21 protein-coding genes are annotated in these 16985 nt (G+C 55.9%); 13 read left to right on the top strand and 8 right to left on the bottom strand.

The features are described 5' to 3' along the window. Nucleotides 1–100 precede the first annotated feature (100 nt). From bssS to mdtH, 5 genes are all read right to left on the bottom strand, one after another. The gene (bssS, locus tag G6Q29_RS11295) at nt 101–355 is read right to left on the bottom strand and encodes a biofilm formation regulator BssS (protein WP_015570838.1); all 255 of its coding nucleotides are present in this window, start codon (nt 353–355) and stop codon (nt 101–103) included. 275 nt (nt 356–630) lie between these two features. Further along, on the bottom strand, nt 631–876 hold the full coding sequence (dinI, locus tag G6Q29_RS11290; protein ID WP_165465669.1) for a DNA damage-inducible protein I: 246 nt from the start codon (nt 874–876) through the stop codon (nt 631–633). Between the two features lie 74 nt (nt 877–950). Next, complete coding sequence (pyrC, locus tag G6Q29_RS11285) at nt 951–1997, bottom strand: dihydroorotase (RefSeq protein WP_165465668.1); 1047 nt, start codon at nt 1995–1997, stop codon at nt 951–953. A gap of 128 nt (nt 1998–2125) precedes the next feature. Continuing rightward, a complete protein-coding gene (locus G6Q29_RS11280; protein WP_023305855.1) occupies nt 2126–2686 on the bottom strand; it encodes a lipoprotein in 561 nt (186 codons plus the stop codon). A 99-nt stretch (nt 2687–2785) separates the two neighbouring features. Then, nucleotides 2786–3994 (bottom strand): multidrug efflux MFS transporter MdtH, encoded by a 1209-nt coding sequence (mdtH, locus tag G6Q29_RS11275; RefSeq protein ID WP_165465667.1) that lies wholly within the window; start codon nt 3992–3994, stop codon nt 2786–2788. Between the two features lie 236 nt (nt 3995–4230). Here mdtH and rimJ point away from each other — a divergent pair, with 236 nt between their 5' ends. From rimJ to murJ, 4 genes are all read left to right on the top strand, one after another. Then, nucleotides 4231–4815, top strand: a complete 585-nt coding sequence (rimJ, locus tag G6Q29_RS11270) for a ribosomal protein S5-alanine N-acetyltransferase (protein ID WP_165465666.1) — start codon at nt 4231–4233, stop codon at nt 4813–4815. A gap of 9 nt (nt 4816–4824) precedes the next feature. Continuing rightward, nucleotides 4825–5475, top strand: coding sequence for a YceH family protein (locus G6Q29_RS11265; protein ID WP_165465665.1), 651 nt, complete (start codon nt 4825–4827; stop codon nt 5473–5475). 2 nt (nt 5476–5477) lie between these two features. Continuing rightward, nucleotides 5478–6401 carry a Gfo/Idh/MocA family protein gene (locus G6Q29_RS11260; RefSeq protein ID WP_165465664.1) on the top strand — a complete coding sequence of 308 codons (924 nt, stop codon included), beginning with the start codon at nt 5478–5480 and terminating at the stop codon, nt 6399–6401. Nucleotides 6402–6530: 129 nt separating this feature from the next. Beyond that, the gene (gene murJ / locus G6Q29_RS11255) at nt 6531–8066 is read left to right on the top strand and encodes a murein biosynthesis integral membrane protein MurJ (RefSeq protein WP_165465663.1); all 1536 of its coding nucleotides are present in this window, start codon (nt 6531–6533) and stop codon (nt 8064–8066) included. A 59-nt stretch (nt 8067–8125) separates the two neighbouring features. On the opposite strand, the gene flgN is transcribed toward murJ, so the two are convergent. From flgN to flgA, 3 genes are all read right to left on the bottom strand, one after another. Further along, the gene (gene flgN, locus G6Q29_RS11250; RefSeq protein WP_003858003.1) at nt 8126–8551 is read right to left on the bottom strand and encodes a flagella biosynthesis chaperone FlgN; all 426 of its coding nucleotides are present in this window, start codon (nt 8549–8551) and stop codon (nt 8126–8128) included. A 4-nt stretch (nt 8552–8555) separates the two neighbouring features. Beyond that, entirely contained in the window at nt 8556–8849 is a 294-nt protein-coding gene (gene flgM, locus G6Q29_RS11245; protein WP_165465662.1) for a flagellar biosynthesis anti-sigma factor FlgM, read from the bottom strand. A 93-nt stretch (nt 8850–8942) separates the two neighbouring features. Next, on the bottom strand, nt 8943–9602 hold the full coding sequence (gene flgA / locus G6Q29_RS11240) for a flagellar basal body P-ring formation chaperone FlgA (protein WP_165465661.1): 660 nt from the start codon (nt 9600–9602) through the stop codon (nt 8943–8945). Between the two features lie 157 nt (nt 9603–9759). On the opposite strand from flgA, the gene flgB reads away from it, so the two are divergent. Genes flgB through flgJ form a run of 9 tightly spaced genes read left to right on the top strand, consistent with a single transcriptional unit; the run spans nt 9760 to nt 16931 of the window. Beyond that, nucleotides 9760–10176: a flagellar basal body rod protein FlgB gene (gene flgB / locus G6Q29_RS11235; RefSeq protein WP_003857999.1), complete on the top strand. Its 417-nt coding sequence runs from the start codon at nt 9760–9762 to the stop codon at nt 10174–10176. Between the two features lie 3 nt (nt 10177–10179). Then, nucleotides 10180–10584 carry a flagellar basal body rod protein FlgC gene (gene flgC, locus G6Q29_RS11230; RefSeq protein WP_003857997.1) on the top strand — a complete coding sequence of 135 codons (405 nt, stop codon included), beginning with the start codon at nt 10180–10182 and terminating at the stop codon, nt 10582–10584. A gap of 11 nt (nt 10585–10595) precedes the next feature. Continuing rightward, on the top strand, nt 10596–11306 hold the full coding sequence (gene flgD, locus G6Q29_RS11225; protein WP_165465660.1) for a flagellar hook assembly protein FlgD: 711 nt from the start codon (nt 10596–10598) through the stop codon (nt 11304–11306). 26 nt (nt 11307–11332) lie between these two features. Then, nucleotides 11333–12541 carry a flagellar hook protein FlgE gene (gene flgE, locus G6Q29_RS11220; RefSeq protein ID WP_165465659.1) on the top strand — a complete coding sequence of 403 codons (1209 nt, stop codon included), beginning with the start codon at nt 11333–11335 and terminating at the stop codon, nt 12539–12541. 20 nt (nt 12542–12561) lie between these two features. After that, entirely contained in the window at nt 12562–13317 is a 756-nt protein-coding gene (locus tag G6Q29_RS11215; RefSeq protein WP_165465658.1) for a flagellar basal body rod protein FlgF, read from the top strand. An 11-nt stretch (nt 13318–13328) separates the two neighbouring features. Beyond that, nucleotides 13329–14111, top strand: a complete 783-nt coding sequence (flgG, locus tag G6Q29_RS11210) for a flagellar basal-body rod protein FlgG (RefSeq protein ID WP_000625853.1) — start codon at nt 13329–13331, stop codon at nt 14109–14111. Nucleotides 14112–14168: 57 nt separating this feature from the next. Then, entirely contained in the window at nt 14169–14867 is a 699-nt protein-coding gene (gene flgH, locus G6Q29_RS11205) for a flagellar basal body L-ring protein FlgH (protein ID WP_126513963.1), read from the top strand. A 12-nt stretch (nt 14868–14879) separates the two neighbouring features. Beyond that, on the top strand, nt 14880–15977 hold the full coding sequence (locus G6Q29_RS11200) for a flagellar basal body P-ring protein FlgI (protein ID WP_165465657.1): 1098 nt from the start codon (nt 14880–14882) through the stop codon (nt 15975–15977). Continuing rightward, nucleotides 15978–16931, top strand: coding sequence for a flagellar assembly peptidoglycan hydrolase FlgJ (gene flgJ / locus G6Q29_RS11195; RefSeq protein ID WP_165465656.1), 954 nt, complete (start codon nt 15978–15980; stop codon nt 16929–16931). The last annotated feature ends 54 nt before the right edge of the window (nt 16932–16985 follow it).

The raw sequence follows: 16985 nt of genomic DNA, 5'->3' as shown, positions 1-16985 counted from the left end.
CTAACGCTTTGTTAGCAGAGTAATTAACTACGTGGGCTTATACAAGAAGGAAATAAATAAGGCACCGCGAGGGTGCCTGTTGAGTGTAAGGGGCATAAGGTCAATGCCGTTTATACTCGTTTTCCTGATAGTCGCCAGATTCTATTTTTGCGATGCCTGCTTCCAAAATAGAGATAAACTGACGGGCGACGTCTGTTGTAAGCCACAGCGTCTGTCCAACTTCCGCTTCATCGCGGTTTTGCTGATTTGGGGTCTGGTAGTGCAAACGCAGCATCAGCGCATCGTAGCTGTCTACGGTGCTGATATCCCAGCCAACGAGCGGATGGGTCTGGATGACTTCGCTATTCTTTTCCATTATAACCCCCTTAATGCGTGTTAGAAGACAACGACTTTGAGGTTCAATGCATGTTTTTCTGAAAGCAATTTCAGTATATCAATTAATAGGGGTTCAGAAGGAAAAAATAAACGGGTAGCAACACATTTTTCTGCTTTTTAGGATTGTTCGAACAATAAAACGCCATCTTGTTCACGATTTTCTAAGAAGATGCTGAAATAATTTGAACTTTCAGGAAACGAAACGAAAAAAAGCCGGGGCGACCCGGCAAAAAAAACACAATGAGGGAGCAAATATTAATCAGTGATAAACCAGTCGTCGGCGCTCTCCCATGTTTCCTGCAAAATTTCGCTTATGCGTACTTTATCTTCTTTCGCGCCGCCGATGACGGAAAGATGGTTTGCCGTTGCATAACGTACCGTTACGGCGCCCTCGTTTTCAGGAAAAGTGCTGTTAATACGTCGGGATAGCTCACCCGCCAGTGCGTCGAGTGCGCCAGCAGGCAGGACGGTGGTTTTGGCAATGGTGACTTCAATACGCATAAATGCCCCCTGTGTAATATACTGTTTATTTATACAGTTATATTGTCTGTCTGGCAACAGGGGGCGCGATTTTTTTAGCGTTTTACCGACCAGTTTACGGTTTCACCGGCCAGGAAGGGGATCAGGGTATCGTCGGTGAGGGCAATCGACTCTTCAACCTGGCTTTCTTTACGCTCCAGCTCAATGAACGTGTCATTGACCGGCAGACCGTAGAAACGTGGGCCGTTGAGGGAGCAGAAGGCTTCGAAATGGTCTAACGCATTCATTTCTTCAAACACGGTTGCGTAACTTGCAAGGGCGGTAGGCGCGTTGAAGCAGCCTGCACAGCCGCAGCTCGCCTCTTTTCGGTGACGGGCATGTGGGGCGGAATCTGTGCCGAGGAACGCGCGCGGGAAGCCGCTGGCAACCAGCTCGCGTAGTGCCTGCTGATGGACATTGCGCTTAAGGATCGGCAGACAGTACAGATGTGGTCGAACACCGCCCACCAGCATGTGGTTGCGGTTAAACATCAGGTGCTGAGGGGTGATGGTGGCGGCAATCAGCTCATTGCCATCCCGGACATACTCTGCGGCATCTTTAGTTGTAATGTGTTCAAACACCACCTTCAGCCCCGGAAGGCGCTGGCGCAGCGGCTCCATGACCGTTTCAATAAAACGTGCTTCGCGATCGAAAATATCAATGTCAGCGTGGGTCACTTCACCGTGTACCAGCAGCGGCATCCCCAGTTTTTGCATACGCTCCAGGACGGGCATGATGGCATCAATGCTGGTCACCCCATGGCTGGAGTTAGTGGTGGCATTTGCCGGGTAGAGCTTCGCGGCGGTGAACACACCTTCGTTAAACCCGCGCTCAACCTCATTGGGATCCAGCGAGTCCGTCAGGTAGCAGGTCATCAATGGGATAAAATCGTGCCCGGCCGGAACGGCGTCAAGGATACGCTGGCGATAGGCAATCGCGGCCTCGACGGTAGTGACTGGCGGTACCAGGTTAGGCATAACAATCGCACGGCCATAAATTTCGCTGGTATACGGTACGACGGTTTTCAGCATGTCGCCATCACGAAGATGGATATGCCAGTCGTCTGGGCGGCGGATTTTGAGAACCTGGGATTGTACAGTCATGGAAGCTCCGGCTTGAAAGGGATCAGTCATAAGATGGCTGTTTTTGCCGGACACAAATCATAAGCGGAAACGTTTTCGTTTGCACACTATTCCGATAAAAAAAACGGGCGCCTGAGCGCCCGGCGTGTTTAGTCGGTGAAAGGTATGATGATTTCACCCGGTTTCACCTCAATCCCTTTGGCATATTTTTTCGCCAGAGATTCGCCTTTGCTCTTGTCTTCGCTCAGAACATAGGCTGGCTGTTGGTTAAAGTAGTTCTGCAACGACTGGTTGAGATAAGGCATTAGCGTTTGCAGCACCGGTTTCATTTTATCCGGCGTGACAACCGCATCGACGATTTCCATCTCTTGCAGGAATATTGCCCCTTTCTCTTTATTAAAAACAGGCAGCGCCTTAAGCTTCAGCTTGATGTCCGCTTTTTGGTTGCCGAAGAGCGAGGTCATGTCCAGGCTGGCATCGCCGGAAAGGGTGACTTTGTTTGGCTCCTCGCGCCCAATCTGGCTGGCGAGATTCGTCAGGACGATGTGTGCGTCCGCAAGACCAGGGACGCCGATATCTTTTGAAAAATTATTATGTTTTTCCAGCGCCTGATTAATTTCCTGCTCACTGACGGTGTACTGCGTAAGCTGGTTACAACCCACCAGCAGACCGCTGACAATTAACGCAGCGGCAATAACGATCTTTTTCATGGCGTTCCTCAACATAAAATCGGCGCATCTGTCCTGATACGCCAGTATGTCAGGGTGATCCTACAGAAACCAGCAGAAAAAACTGATAGTGTAAGGAGCTCAGGCGCCAGGCTCCAGCATCCCGCGGGTGCTGCGTTTATCGCTGAACTGCCACCAGAGGGCAATCAGCGTCATAAAGCCGACCATGCCGAGCATGACCCACGGCAGCTCCGGCTGATGGAGCGTTTTACCGGCATCGAACAGCCAGCCGCCACCGGTATAGCCCAGTGCGCCGCCAAGCGCCAGTCCGAGACGGCTAAATCCCATGTAGCTGCCACGGGCCCGGGCGTCAGCAAGTGACGCGCTCAGCGTTTCGCGGGCTGGCTCGGCAATGATTGAGCCAATGTAGAAGGTGCATATCAGCATAAACAGCTGCTGAAGCGAACTCACCAGACCGATGGGCATCATGCTCAGCGTCATCAGCAGCAGCCCGGCCATCAGACGGTGCTCAAGCCGGAAACGGCGCTCGCTCCATCGGGCAATTGGGTAGAGCAGGGTCAGAGAGAGGCAGGCTTCAATGGCATACATCCATTTCACCGCTGCCGGCGTGCCGGCAATATCGTTAACCATAATTGGCAGCATTAGCATGACCTGCACGGCGAGCATATAGTAGCCGGTCAGCGTTAACACATAGGTGACGAAGCGCTTATCGTTCAGCACGCGGTCAAGCCCTTCCCGTACTGGCGCTTTAACCGTCGACAGCTTCCACGCTGGAAGAAACAGACCATTAAACAGCGCGCAGAGAATAAACAGTACCGCGCCTGTGGCGCAGACCAGGCGGAAATCGTATTGCAGCAGCCAGCTCCCCAGCAGGGCGCCCACCACCGCGCCAGCGCTGTCCTGCATCATCAAAATCGAGAAGAAGCGCCCCCGGTGTTGCGGTCGGATAAGCTTCACCACCAGCGCGGTACGCGGGGGATCGAAAAGAGTGCCGCCAATCCCGGAAAGAAAACAGGAGAACCACAGTAGCCAGGGTTCATGCGCGATTGCCATGGTGGCGAATCCCGCCGCACGTAGCAGCATGCCGGTGACGATCATCGGTTTCGCGCCGAAGCGGTCGGCTATTGCACCGCCAAACACGCCCAGACCCTGTTGTACAAACTGGCGTAGACCCAGCGCGATCCCGACCATCAATGCCGCCCAGCCCATTTGATCGACAAAACGAATCGATATAAGCGGAAAAACGACAAAAAAGCCGAGCACGACCAGCATGTTATCGACGAGCAGGAAATATTTACCCAGGCTCCTGGCCTGTGATACGCGGGACATTTTCCCTCCAGGGAAAATAAAAGGTGAGCACGCTAACATTCTGCGGTGTCGCCGCGCTTTTTCCCATACCCGGTGGCGACAATATTTTTTTATCAAAAAGGGGCTTTGATAGAGAGTTCTCATCGAAAAATGTGAAAAGCGATCAAAATGGTATGTCACTGTTTTCACAGAAGGCACAGGCACAGGTATAGTAAAGCTAACAGGCAGAGCAGAAGCGACGGGAAGGAGTGGTAACGATGTTTGGCTATCGCAGTAATGTGCCAAAAGTGCGTCTGACGACGGACAGGCTGGTCGTTCGTCTGGTGCATGAGCGTGATGCCTGGCGTCTGGCGGATTATTACGCCGAGAATCGCCAGTTTTTAAAACCCTGGGAACCCGTTCGGGACGAGAGCCACTGCTACCCCTCTGGCTGGCAGGCGCGCCTCAGTATGATTGCGGAATTTCATAAGCAGGGAAGTGCGTTTTATTTCGCGCTTCTCGATCCGGAAGAGAAAGAGATCGTTGGCATTGCCAATTTTTCAAACGTGGTACGCGGGTCGTTTCACGCCTGCTATCTCGGGTATTCCATCGGTCAGAAATGGCAGGGGCAGGGGCTCATGTTTGAGGCGCTGACGGCGGCGATTCGCTACATGCAGCGCACGCAACATATCCATCGCATTATGGCGAACTACATGCCGCACAATAAGCGCAGCGGCGATCTGCTGGCCCGCCTGGGGTTTGAGAAAGAGGGCTATGCCAAAGATTATCTGCTGATTGACGGCGAGTGGCGGGACCATGTGCTCACCGCGCTCACCACCCAGGAATGGACCCCGGGTCGTTAAGGAGAAAAAATGAAATATCAGTTAAATGGCGACGAAGCGCGCGTGATCGGCTGCCTTCTGGAAAAGCAGGTCACGACGCCGGAACAGTATCCTCTGTCCGTGAATGCCGTCACGATGGCCTGCAACCAGAAGACAAACCGTGAACCGGTGATGAACCTTGGCGAGCACGAGGTGCAGGATATTCTTGATGAGCTGGTAAAGCGCCACTACCTGCGCACCGTCAGCGGCTTCGGTAATCGCGTCACTAAATATGAACAACGCTTTTGTAATTCTGAATTTGGCGATTTAAAACTCAGCGCCGCAGAAGTGGCGATTATTACAACGCTGCTGCTGCGCGGGGCGCAGACGCCGGGCGAACTGCGCACGCGTGCCTCCCGCATGCATGAATTTCAGGATATGCAGGAAGTTGAACAGACCCTGGAGGGATTAGTCTTACGAGACGACGGTCCTTACGTCGTCCGTCTGGCCCGCGAGCCGGGCAAGCGTGAAAGCCGTTATATGCACCTGTTTAGCGGCGACGTGGAGCCCTCTGCGCCGGCCGAAGAATCCGACACGCCAGCATCCAACGACAGCCTGACCGCGCGGGTGGCCGCCCTCGAAGACGAGGTGGCCGGGTTGAAACAGCGTCTGGATGCCTTACTCGCACATCTGGGAGATTAATCGTGACAACATTACGTATAGGTGTTGTGGGGCTGGGGGGGATTGCCCAGAAAGCCTGGCTGCCTGTTTTAGGCGCCGCGTCCGACTGGACGCTGCAAGGGGCGTGGTCGCCTACCCGCGAGAAAGCAGAGCGCATCTGCAAAACCTGGCGCATCCCTTATGCCAGCTCGCTTCAGGATTTAGCCCGTGAATGCGATGCGGTATTTGTCCATACCTCAACCGCGACGCACTACCAGGTGGTGAGCGAGTTGCTGAACGCAGGCGTTCACGTCTGCGTGGATAAACCCCTGGCGGAGAATGTACCGGATGCTGAACGTCTGATTGAACTGGCCGCGCGGAAAAAGCTGACGCTGATGGTTGGCTTCAACCGGCGTTTTGCACCACTCTACCAGCAGCTTAAGACCCGGTCTGACTCGTTTGCCTCTTTGCGAATGGATAAGCACCGTACCGACAGCGTGGGGCCGAACGATCTGCGCTTCACGCTGCTGGATGATTATCTCCACGTTGTGGATACGGCCCTGTGGCTGAGTAACGGAAAAGCCCAGCTGCAAAGCGGTACGCTGTTGACCAACGAGCAGGGTGAGATGGTTTACGCCGAACATCATTTTGCCGTTGAGCATTTACAAGTGACGACCAGCATGCATCGTCGGGCGGGCAGCCAGCGCGAGTCCGTGCAGGCCGTTACGGATGGCGCACTGTATGACGTCACCGATATGCGAGAGTGGCGGGAAGAGAAGGGCAATGGCGTGGTTGCGTTACCCGTTCCCGGCTGGCAGAGCACCCTGGAACAGCGTGGCTTTGTGGGCTGCGCACGTCATTTCATCACCTGCGTGCAGAATCAGACGGTTCCTGAAACGTCCGGGGAGCAGGCTATTCTGGCGCAGCGCATTGTGGAACGACTCTGGCGCGAAGCCATGAGCGAATAATTCACTGTTACATCTGCCGATAGTAATTCGTTGAAATCCGGTTAGACTAAGCGCCGCTTGTTGGCTTTGCCGGGTGGCGCTACCGCTTACCCGTCCTGGAAATCCGTAGGGTTGTGGAACTTCACGTTAATGAACTTATTAAAATCGCTGGCGGCCGTCAGCTCGATGACCATGTTTTCCCGCGTGCTTGGCTTTGCGCGCGATGCCATTGTGGCAAGGGTTTTTGGCGCAGGGATGGCGACTGACGCCTTTTTCGTTGCGTTCAAGCTGCCGAACCTGCTGCGCCGTATTTTTGCCGAAGGGGCTTTCTCACAGGCGTTTGTCCCGATCCTCGCGGAATATAAAAGCAAGCAGGGCGAAGATGCCACCCGCGTCTTTGTGGCCTACGTTTCCGGATTACTGACGCTGGCGCTGGCGATCGTAACCGTCCTGGGGATGCTGGCAGCGCCCTGGGTGATCATGGTGACGGCGCCGGGTTTTGCCGACACGGCGGATAAATTTGCCCTGACAACGCAACTGCTGCGTATAACCTTCCCCTATATCCTGCTGATTTCCCTGGCGTCGCTGGTGGGTGCCATCCTGAATACCTGGAACCGCTTTTCCGTTCCGGCCTTTGCCCCTACGTTCCTCAACGTCAGCATGATTGGCTTTGCGCTGTTCGCCGCGCCGCATTTTAACCCACCGGTGCTGGCGCTGGCCTGGGCCGTAACCGTTGGTGGGGTGTTACAGCTTGCTTATCAGCTTCCGCATCTGAAAAAGATCGGCATGCTGGTTCTGCCGCGCATTAATTTCAAAGATGCAGGCGCAATGCGCGTGATCAAACAGATGGGACCCGCGATACTTGGCGTGTCCGTCAGCCAGATCTCGCTCATTATCAATACCATCTTCGCCTCTTTCCTGGTGTCGGGCTCGGTGTCCTGGATGTACTATGCCGACCGTCTGATGGAATTTCCGTCCGGAGTGCTGGGCGTGGCGCTCGGGACTATTCTGCTACCGTCGCTGTCAAAAAGTTTCGCCAGCGGCAACCACGATGAATACTGTCGCCTGATGGACTGGGGCCTGCGTCTCTGTTTTCTGCTGGCGCTCCCAAGCGCAGTGGCGCTGGGGATCCTGGCGAAACCGCTGACGGTGTCGCTGTTCCAGTATGGGAAATTCACCGCCTTTGATGCCGCCATGACCCAGCGTGCGCTCGTGGCCTACTCGGTGGGGCTGATGGGGCTGATTGTCGTGAAGGTGCTTGCGCCGGGTTTCTATTCACGTCAGGACATAAAAACGCCGGTTAAGATTGCCATTGTGACGCTGATCATGACGCAGCTGATGAACCTGGCGTTTATCGGACCGCTGAAACACGCCGGTCTGTCATTATCGATTGGTCTGGCGGCCTGTGTGAACGCCGGGCTGCTGTACTGGCAGCTGCGCAAGCAGGATATCTTCACCCCGCAGCCGGGCTGGGCAAGCTTCCTGCTGCGTCTGGCGATCGCGGTAGTGGTGATGGCAGCAGCGCTGGTTGGTATGTTGTATGTCATGCCTGACTGGGCGCAGGGCACCATGCCTTACCGCCTGATGCGTCTGATGGCCGTGGTGGCCGTCGGTGTGGTCGCGTACTTTGCCACGCTGGCGGTGCTTGGCTTCAAGGTGAAAGAGTTCACCCGCCGCACGGTATAAACGCCAAAAGGGGAGTTCACCAGAAGGTGCTCCCCGTTTTATGATTTGCCGCTACTGCGTCAAATCGAAATCTTTTTCCCGCCCGTGATACGCGCCGTGGCCGTCTGACCATCCGCACCGTATAGCCCCGGCTCTTTATAGGGCTTTAACACCTCTAGTGCCTGCTGATTACGGATAATCTGACCTTCCAGCAGCCAGCCGTTATGCTGGTTGAGATCGCGAAGATGCTGGGTTTTTTCTGTAATGGTTTGCCAGCGTTCATTGATCTCATCATTGGCGCTGCGTTTCGCGTCTTGTTCAGCGCGTCGCTGTTTTTCCAGATAATCCAGGGTCGCTAACAGCGAGCTTTTATCTTCAGTAATGCGTTGCAACGCGCTGCCGTTGATTTGACCAGAAGAGAGGTGGTGCTGTTCTGCGTCCATCACCGTTTTCAGGTCGTTCAGGACCACCGTCATCTGATCCAGTATTTCTGACAGTCGACTCATACGATTAGTTACTCTGGAGGAAACTCTGCGCGTCCTGAATCAGCGCATCAGCGATTTTGCTGGTATCCATTTTCAGTTCGCCGTTACGGATAGCCGTTTTTAGCGCTTCAACACGTTCCATGTTGATATCGCTGCTGCCTGGCTGCATCAGCTTCGACTGCGCATCGCTCAGCGTAACGCTGGTGCTGTTTGCCGTCGACGTTTTTTCCAGACGCGTTTTTTGCGGGACAGCCTCATTCGTTTCGCGAGGTTGTACAGTGCTAACCGGCTTCAGGGCTGATGTACGATCAATGCTCATAGTGTTGTCCTCATCGAGGGTTCGCGGCGTTTGCGCCTGACATTATCATTTGTTGAATATTTATCGGCAGTCGCCGCGAAATCTTTAAAAAGATTACAGGTTAATCAGAATATTCCCATCAGGACCGACCGTGCCGCTGACCACCTGGCCTGAGGACATTCTGACCCGGGCATTTTGCGCCACAGCGGCATTATTCAGCGCTTTTCCTTCACTGTTGATACTAAAGCCTTCGCCATTGGCGACCACCATCACCTGTTGACCCGCTTTCACCCGCCACGCCTGGCGCAGCATGGATAGCTGTATCGCCTGTCCAGGGGCGACATCGCGCAGGCTGACCGCCTCCTGAGCCTGGTTGATATCCAGCATTGTCCGCGGTGGAAGCTGATCCAGACGGCCTCGCTTCAGCGTTACGCTGTCAGGTTGCAGCAGGCTGCCCCGCGGAATGGGAACGGCGGCGACAACATAATTGCCCGTCGCCTGAACCGCAACCTGTAAATACCGTTTTTCATTGGCGCAACGCGCCAGCACGTTCACGTTGCCCCATAACCGGGTAGTGCCGGTCACGCTAAAGGACGGGGTTTCGCAGGAAGGGTAAAGGTTAGGCGGGGTGCGCACGGTCACGCGTACGTCATCGCTGAAACCGGCCAGCTTCTGCGCAAAGAATGCATTGAGCTGGTCCTCTAACCCCTCAGCCTGCACCAGAGGGCTTAAAAGCAGTAAGGTCGCCGCCAGGCCACGTTTAAAAGTCCGCATCGCACGTTCCACCATGTCCAGAATTAAGCAAATTCTACCCGCAGTGGTTTTCCATCAACGCAACAAATAGCGACGCATTTTGCGCTTATTCCGTCGATAGGGGAGACGGGGGGAGATTTAAGCTGTGAACTGAAATTTTCTCATCAGCGGAGGAGACATGCTCGATAAACTCGACGCCGCGTTACGTTTTCAGCAGGAAGCGCTCAACTTACGCGCCCAGCGGCAGGAGATTTTAGCCGCCAATATCGCCAACGCGGATACCCCCGGGTATCAGGCGCGCGATATCGATTTTTCCAGTGAACTCAAAAAAGTGATGGAGCGCGGACGTGCCGAAGGAACGGGTGTCTCACTGGCCCTGACATCCTCACGTCATATTCCCGCTCAGGCGATGACCGCGCCAACGACCGACCTGCTTTATCGCATTCCCGATCAGCCTTCGCTTGATGGTAACACCGTCGACATGGACCGGGAGCGCACACAGTTTGCCGATAACAGCCTGCAATACCAGACAGGCCTGACGCTTCTCGGCGGGCAAATCAAAGGCATGATGACCGTCCTCCAGGGGGGCAATTAGTAAATGGCCTTGCTGAATATTTTTGATATCGCCGGTTCGGCATTAACGGCGCAGTCCAAACGACTGAACGTGGCCGCCAGTAATCTGGCCAACGCCGACAGCGTGACCGGCCCTGACGGGCAACCGTATCGCGCTAAACAGGTCGTCTTTCAGGTAGATGCTGCACCAGGTGCGGCAACGGGCGGCGTGAAAGTGGCGGACGTGGTGGAGAGCCAGGCGCCCGACAAGCTGGTTTACGAGCCAGGCAACCCGCTCGCAGATGCCAGCGGCTACGTGAAAATGCCGAACGTGGATGTGGTCGGGGAGATGGTGAACTCTATGTCCGCGTCGCGCAGCTACCAGGCAAACGTCGAAGTGCTTAATACCGTGAAGAGCATGATGCTCAAAACACTCACTCTCGGCCAGTAAAGGAGACACGCATGTCCATCGCCGTAAACGTGAATGACCCGACAAATACCGGCGTCAACAGCACCAGCAGTGCGACCGGTTCCAGCTCTCTCACCGGGAGCAATGCCTCCGATTTACAGAGCAGCTTTCTGACCCTGCTGGTGGCGCAGCTGAAAAATCAGGACCCGACCAATCCGATGCAGAACAACGAACTGACCACGCAGCTCGCGCAGATCAGTACCGTCAGCGGCATTGAGAAACTGAACACCACTCTCGGCTCGGTCTCCGGTCAAATCGATAACAGCCAGTCCTTGCAGGCCGCCAACCTGATCGGTCACGGGGTGATGATCCCGGGAACCACGATTCTGGCGGGCACCAGCACCACCGAGGGCACGTCTACTACCACGACGACGCCGTTTGGCGTTGAGTTGCAGCAGCCGGCTGACAAAGTCACCGCAACGATTACTGATTCTACCGGGGCAGTGGTTCGCACCATTGATATCGGAGAATTGAAAGCAGGCGTTCATACCTTTACCTGGGATGGCAGCCTGACCGATGGCACCAAAGCGCCAAACGGCTCTTACAACGTGGCGATCGGCGCCAGCAGCGGTACGACCCAACTGGTGGCTCAGCCGCTACAGTTTGCCCTGGTTCAGGGCGTCATCAAAGGCAGCGATGGCAACAAACTGGATTTGGGTACCTCCGGTACCACCACACTCGACGAAGTTCGGCAGATTATCTAAGCCTTCATACTTATCAGGAGTAAGTCATGGCCTTTTCTCAAGCGGTCAGCGGCCTGAATGCTGCGGCCACCAACCTGGACGTCATTGGCAACAACATCGCCAACTCCGCGACCTATGGTTTTAAATCCGGTTCTGCGTCTTTTGCAGATATGTTTGCAGGCTCTAAAGTGGGCCTGGGCGTGAAGGTTGCGGGTATCACCCAGGACTTCACCGACGGGACGACCACCAACACCGGTCGTGGTCTGGACGTCGCCATCAGCCAGAACGGTTTCTTCCGTATGGTGGATGCCAACGGTTCCGTGTTCTATAGCCGCAACGGCCAGTTCAAGCTGGATGAAAACCGTAACCTGGTGAACATGCAGGGGCTTCAGTTAACCGGTTATCCGGTTGCCGGTACGCCGCCTACGGTGCAAACCGGTGCCAATCCGCAGGCGATCTCCATTCCAACGACGCTGATGGCGGCGAAGTCTACCACCACGGCTTCTCAGCAGATCAACCTGAACTCCACCGATACCGCGCCAACCGTCGCCTTCGATCCGGCCAACCCTGACTCTTACAACAAGAAAGGCACCGTGACGGTGTTTGACAGCCAGGGTAACGCGCACAACATGAACCTGTTTTATGTCAAAAACGCGACGCCAGCTAACTCCTGGAAGGTGTATTCGCAGGACGGCAGCGTAGCGGGAGACGCTGCGAAACTGGCAACGACGCTGACCTTTAACGCGAGCGGCGTGTTGACGGGTGGCGATGATATCAAGATCAGAACGGGTACTGTTCCGGGTGCGACGCCAGCCACGTTTGACATGAGTTTCGCCAACTCCATGCAGCAGAACACCGGTGCGAACAACATCGTGGCGACGAGCCAGAATGGTTATAAGCCGGGCGATCTGGTGAGCTACCAGATCAACGATGACGGTACCGTTGTCGGTAACTATTCGAACGAACAGACCCAGGTGCTGGGCCAGATCGTACTGGCAAACTTCGCCAACAACGAAGGCCTGAAGTCCGAAGGGGATAACGTCTGGTCTGCCACGCAGTCCTCCGGTGTTGCCCTGCTGGGTACCGCGGGTTCCGGTAACTTCGGCACGCTGACCAATGGCGCGCTGGAAGCCTCGAACGTCGATCTGAGTAAAGAGCTGGTGAACATGATCGTCGCGCAACGTAACTACCAGTCCAACGCGCAGACCATCAAAACTCAGGATCAGATCCTCAACACGCTGGTTAACCTGCGTTAAGCAGCTGACGGGAAAGCGCAATGGATCACGCAATATATACAGCGATGGGCGCAGCAAGCCAGACGCTCAATCAGCAGGCTGTTACCGCCAGCAACCTGGCAAACGCCTCCACGCCAGGTTTTCGTGCGCAGTTAAACGCGCTGCGTGCGGTGCCGGTAGAAGGGCTGTCATTGCCCACGCGTACGCTGGTCACCGCCTCCACGCCGGGTGCCGATATGACGCCAGGCCAGATGGATTACACCGCGCGTCCGCTGGACGTTGCCCTTCAGCAGGACGGCTGGCTGGCGGTGCAAACGGCTGACGGCGGGGAAGGGTATACCCGCAACGGTAATATCCAGGTGAGCGCCACCGGGCAGCTGATGATTCAGGGGCATCCGGTGATGGGCGAAGCCGGTCCGTTGACGGTGCCGGAAGGGTCCGAATTGACCATCGCGGCAGACGGGACGATTTCGGCGTTAAACCCGGGCGACCCGGCTAACACCGTTGCGCCTGTCGGTCGTCTGAAGCTGGTGAAAGCGGAAGGCAACGAAGTGCAGCGTGGTGATGACGGGATGTTCCGTCTGACCCAGGCGGCGCAGGCCACGCGTGGCGCCACGTTACAGGCCGACCCGACCATCCGCGTGATGTCCGGCGTGCTGGAAGGCAGTAACGTCAAACCGGTAGAAGCCATGACCGACATGATCGCCAGCGCCCGCCGCTTCGAAATGCAGATGAAAATTATCAGCAGCGTTGATGAAAACGCGGGCAAGGCTAACCAACTTCTGGCTATGAGTTAACAGGACTCCCTATGATCAGTTCTTTATGGATCGCGAAAACCGGTCTGGACGCACAGCAAACCAATATGGATGTGATTGCCAACAACCTGGCAAACGTCAGCACCAATGGTTTCAAGCGCCAGCGTGCGGTTTTCGAAGATTTGCTTTATCAAACGATTCGTCAGCCAGGGGCGCAGTCTTCTGAGCAAACCACGCTGCCGTCCGGTCTGCAAATTGGTACCGGCGTACGCCCGGTCGCCACCGAGCGTCTGCACAGCCAGGGCAACCTGTCCCAGACCAACAACAGTAAAGACGTTGCCATCAAAGGTCAGGGTTTCTTTCAGGTGCAGCTACCTGACGGAACCTCTGCCTATACCCGCGACGGTTCATTCCAGGTGGACCAGAATGGTCAACTGGTGACGGCGGGCGGCTTTCAGGTACAACCTGCCATCACCATCCCGGCGAACGCGCTAAGCATCACCATTGGCCGCGACGGTATCGTCAGCGTCACTCAGCAAGGTCAGGCCGCGCCGGTCCAGGTTGGTCAGCTCAACCTGACGACATTCATGAACGATACCGGACTGGAAAGCATCGGTGAGAATCTCTACACCGAAACGCAATCTTCCGGCACGCCAAATGAAAGTACCCCGGGCCTGAACGGGGCGGGGCTGCTGTATCAGGGGTATGTGGAAACCTCGAACGTTAACGTGGCGGAAGAGCTGGTGAATATGATCCAGGTTCAACGTGCCTATGAAATTAACAGTAAAGCAGTGTCGACGACCGACCAGATGCTGCAAAAACTGACGCAACTCTAAGGTGTAGCCCGGTGCGGTAAACGTCGCACCGGCTCCCTGTTTTCGAAGATGAAGGCAATGCATAAAAACGCGGCGTTTCGTTATCCGATCCTGACTGTTCTGGCCGTCACCCTCAGCGGGTGTGCCTGGATCCCGTCTAAACCATTGGTACAGGGTGCGACTACCGCCCAACCCGTTCCCGGCCCCGCGCCGGTGGTGAACGGCTCTATTTTCCAGACCGCACAGCCGATTAACTACGGTTATCAGCCGCTGTTTGAAGACCGTCGTCCGCGTAACGTTGGCGATACGCTGACCATTGTGTTGCAGGAAAACGTCAGTGCGAGCAAGAGCTCGTCGGCGAACGCCAGCCGCGACGGCAAAACCAATTTTGGCTTCGACACCGTACCGCGCTATCTGCAAGGGCTGTTCGGCAACGCCCGTGCGGATGTGGAAGCCTCTGGCGGCAACACCTTTAACGGTAAAGGTGGCGCGAACGCCAGCAATACCTTCAGCGGAACGCTGACGGTAACGGTTGACCAGGTTCTGGTGAACGGCAACCTGCACGTGGTGGGCGAAAAACAGATCGCCATTAACCAGGGTACGGAATTCATTCGCTTCTCCGGTGTGGTTAACCCTCGCACCATCAGCGGCACCAACACCGTACCGTCCACCCAGGTGGCGGATGCGCGCATTGAGTACGTCGGCAACGGCTATATTAACGAAGCGCAAAATATGGGCTGGCTGCAACGCTTCTTCCTTAACTTATCGCCGATGTAAGCGAGGTGACCTATGTATAAATTTCTCTTCGCCGTGGCACTGTCGCTGGTTGCCACCGTTGCGCAGGCCGATCGCATACGCGATCTCACCAGCGTCCAGGGCGTGCGTGAAAACTCCCTGATTGGCTACGGCCTGGTGGTGGGGCTCGATGGCACAGGTGACCAGACGACCCAGACACCGTTCACCACCCAGAGCCTGAATAACATGCTCTCTCAGCTCGGTATTACCGTCCCGGCCGGGACCAACATGCAGCTGAAAAACGTGGCGGCCGTAATGGTGACCGCGTCTTATCCGGCCTTTGCGCGTCAGGGGCAGACCATCGACGTGGTTGTCTCGTCGATGGGTAACGCCAAAAGCCTGCGCGGCGGAACGCTACTCATGACCCCGCTGAAAGGCGTAGACAGCCAGGTGTATGCGCTGGCACAGGGCAACATACTGGTGGGGGGAGCAGGTGCGGCGGCGGGCGGTAGCAGCGTGCAGGTGAACCAGCTGAACGGCGGACGTATTACCAACGGTGCGATCATCGAACGAGAGCTGCCGACCCAGTTCGGCACCGGCAACACCATTAACCTGCAACTGAATAACGAAGACTTTACGATGGCGCAGCAGATCGCTGACACCATCAACCGCAGCCGTGGCTATGGTAGCGCCACCGCGCTGGATGCCCGCACCGTGCAGATCCGCACGTCAACCGGCAGCAGCAACCAGGTGCGGATGCTGGCCGATATCCAGAATATGGAAGTAAACGTGCCGGTTCAGGATGCGAAAGTCATTATCAATTCCCGTACCGGCTCGGTGGTGATGAACCGCGAAGTGACGCTGGACAGCTGTGCCGTGGCGCAGGGTAACCTCTCCGTCACGGTTAACCGTTCGGCCAACGTCAGCCAGCCGGATACGCCGTTTGGTGGCGGTCAGACGGTAGTGACCCCGCAAACGCAGATTGATTTACGGCAGAGCGGTGGTTCGTTGCAGAGCGTGCGCTCCAGCGCCAACCTGAACAGCGTGGTGCGCGCCCTGAACGCGCTGGGTGCAACGCCAATGGATCTGATGTCCATTCTGCAATCCATGCAAAGTGCAGGCTGCCTGCGCGCCAAACTGGAAATCATCTAAATGCTGACAGATAGCAAACTGTTGACCAGTGCCGCCTGGGATGCCCAGTCGCTCAACGAGCTGAAAACCAAGGCGGGCAAGGATCCGGCGGCGAATATCCGCCCGGTTGCCCGTCAGGTGGAAGGTATGTTCGTGCAGATGATGTTGAAAAGCATGCGTGAAACCCTGCCGAAAGATGGCATGTTCAGCAGCGATTCCACGCGGCTTTACACCAGCATGTACGATCAGCAGATTGCCCAGCAAATGACCGCCGGAAAGGGACTCGGTCTGGCGGACATGATTGTGAAGCAGACCGCAGCCGCTCAAGGGCTGTCGCCTGAAGAGGCCCCGCCGCAGGTGCCGCTGAAGTTTGATCTGGAAAAGGTGACCAGTTATCAAAATCAGGCGCTAACGCAAATGGTGCGTAAGGCGATGCCGAAGCCAGCAGATACGCGTGACGAGCCGCTCTCTGGGGACAGCAAAGACTTCCTGGCGCAACTCTCCCTGCCGGCGCGTCTGGCCAGTGAAGAGAGTGGCGTACCGCACCATCTGATTCTGGCGCAGGCGGCGCTGGAGTCGGGCTGGGGGCAACGTCAGATCCGCAGGGAGAACGGCGAGCCGAGCTTCAACATCTTCGGCGTGAAAGCCACCTCCAGCTGGAAGGGGCCGACCACGGAAATCACCACCACCGAATATGAAAATGGTGCGGCAGTGAAGGTGAAAGCCAAATTCCGCGTCTACAGCTCGTATCTGGAAGCGTTGTCGGATTATGTCGGGCTGCTGAGCCGGAATCCACGCTATACCGCCGTGACTCAGGCCGCCACGCCAGAGCAGGGCGCTCAGGCATTGCAGAATGCCGGTTACGCGACCGATCCAAACTATGCGCGTAAGCTAACCAGCATGATCCAGCAACTTAAATCCATGACTGAGAAGGTCAGCAAAGCCTATAGCACAGATCTCGAAAATCTGTTCTGAAAGTTCTCAAGTCCCCGTGGAGGTTGCCGATAACCTTCATCAGGACTCGTGTCT

Source organism: Enterobacter cloacae (assembly GCF_011078175.1).
Taxonomy (GTDB): domain Bacteria; phylum Pseudomonadota; class Gammaproteobacteria; order Enterobacterales; family Enterobacteriaceae; genus Enterobacter; species Enterobacter cloacae_Q.
Note: the sequence above shows the minus strand (reverse complement) of the source record. Positions and strands in the feature narration are given on the sequence as shown.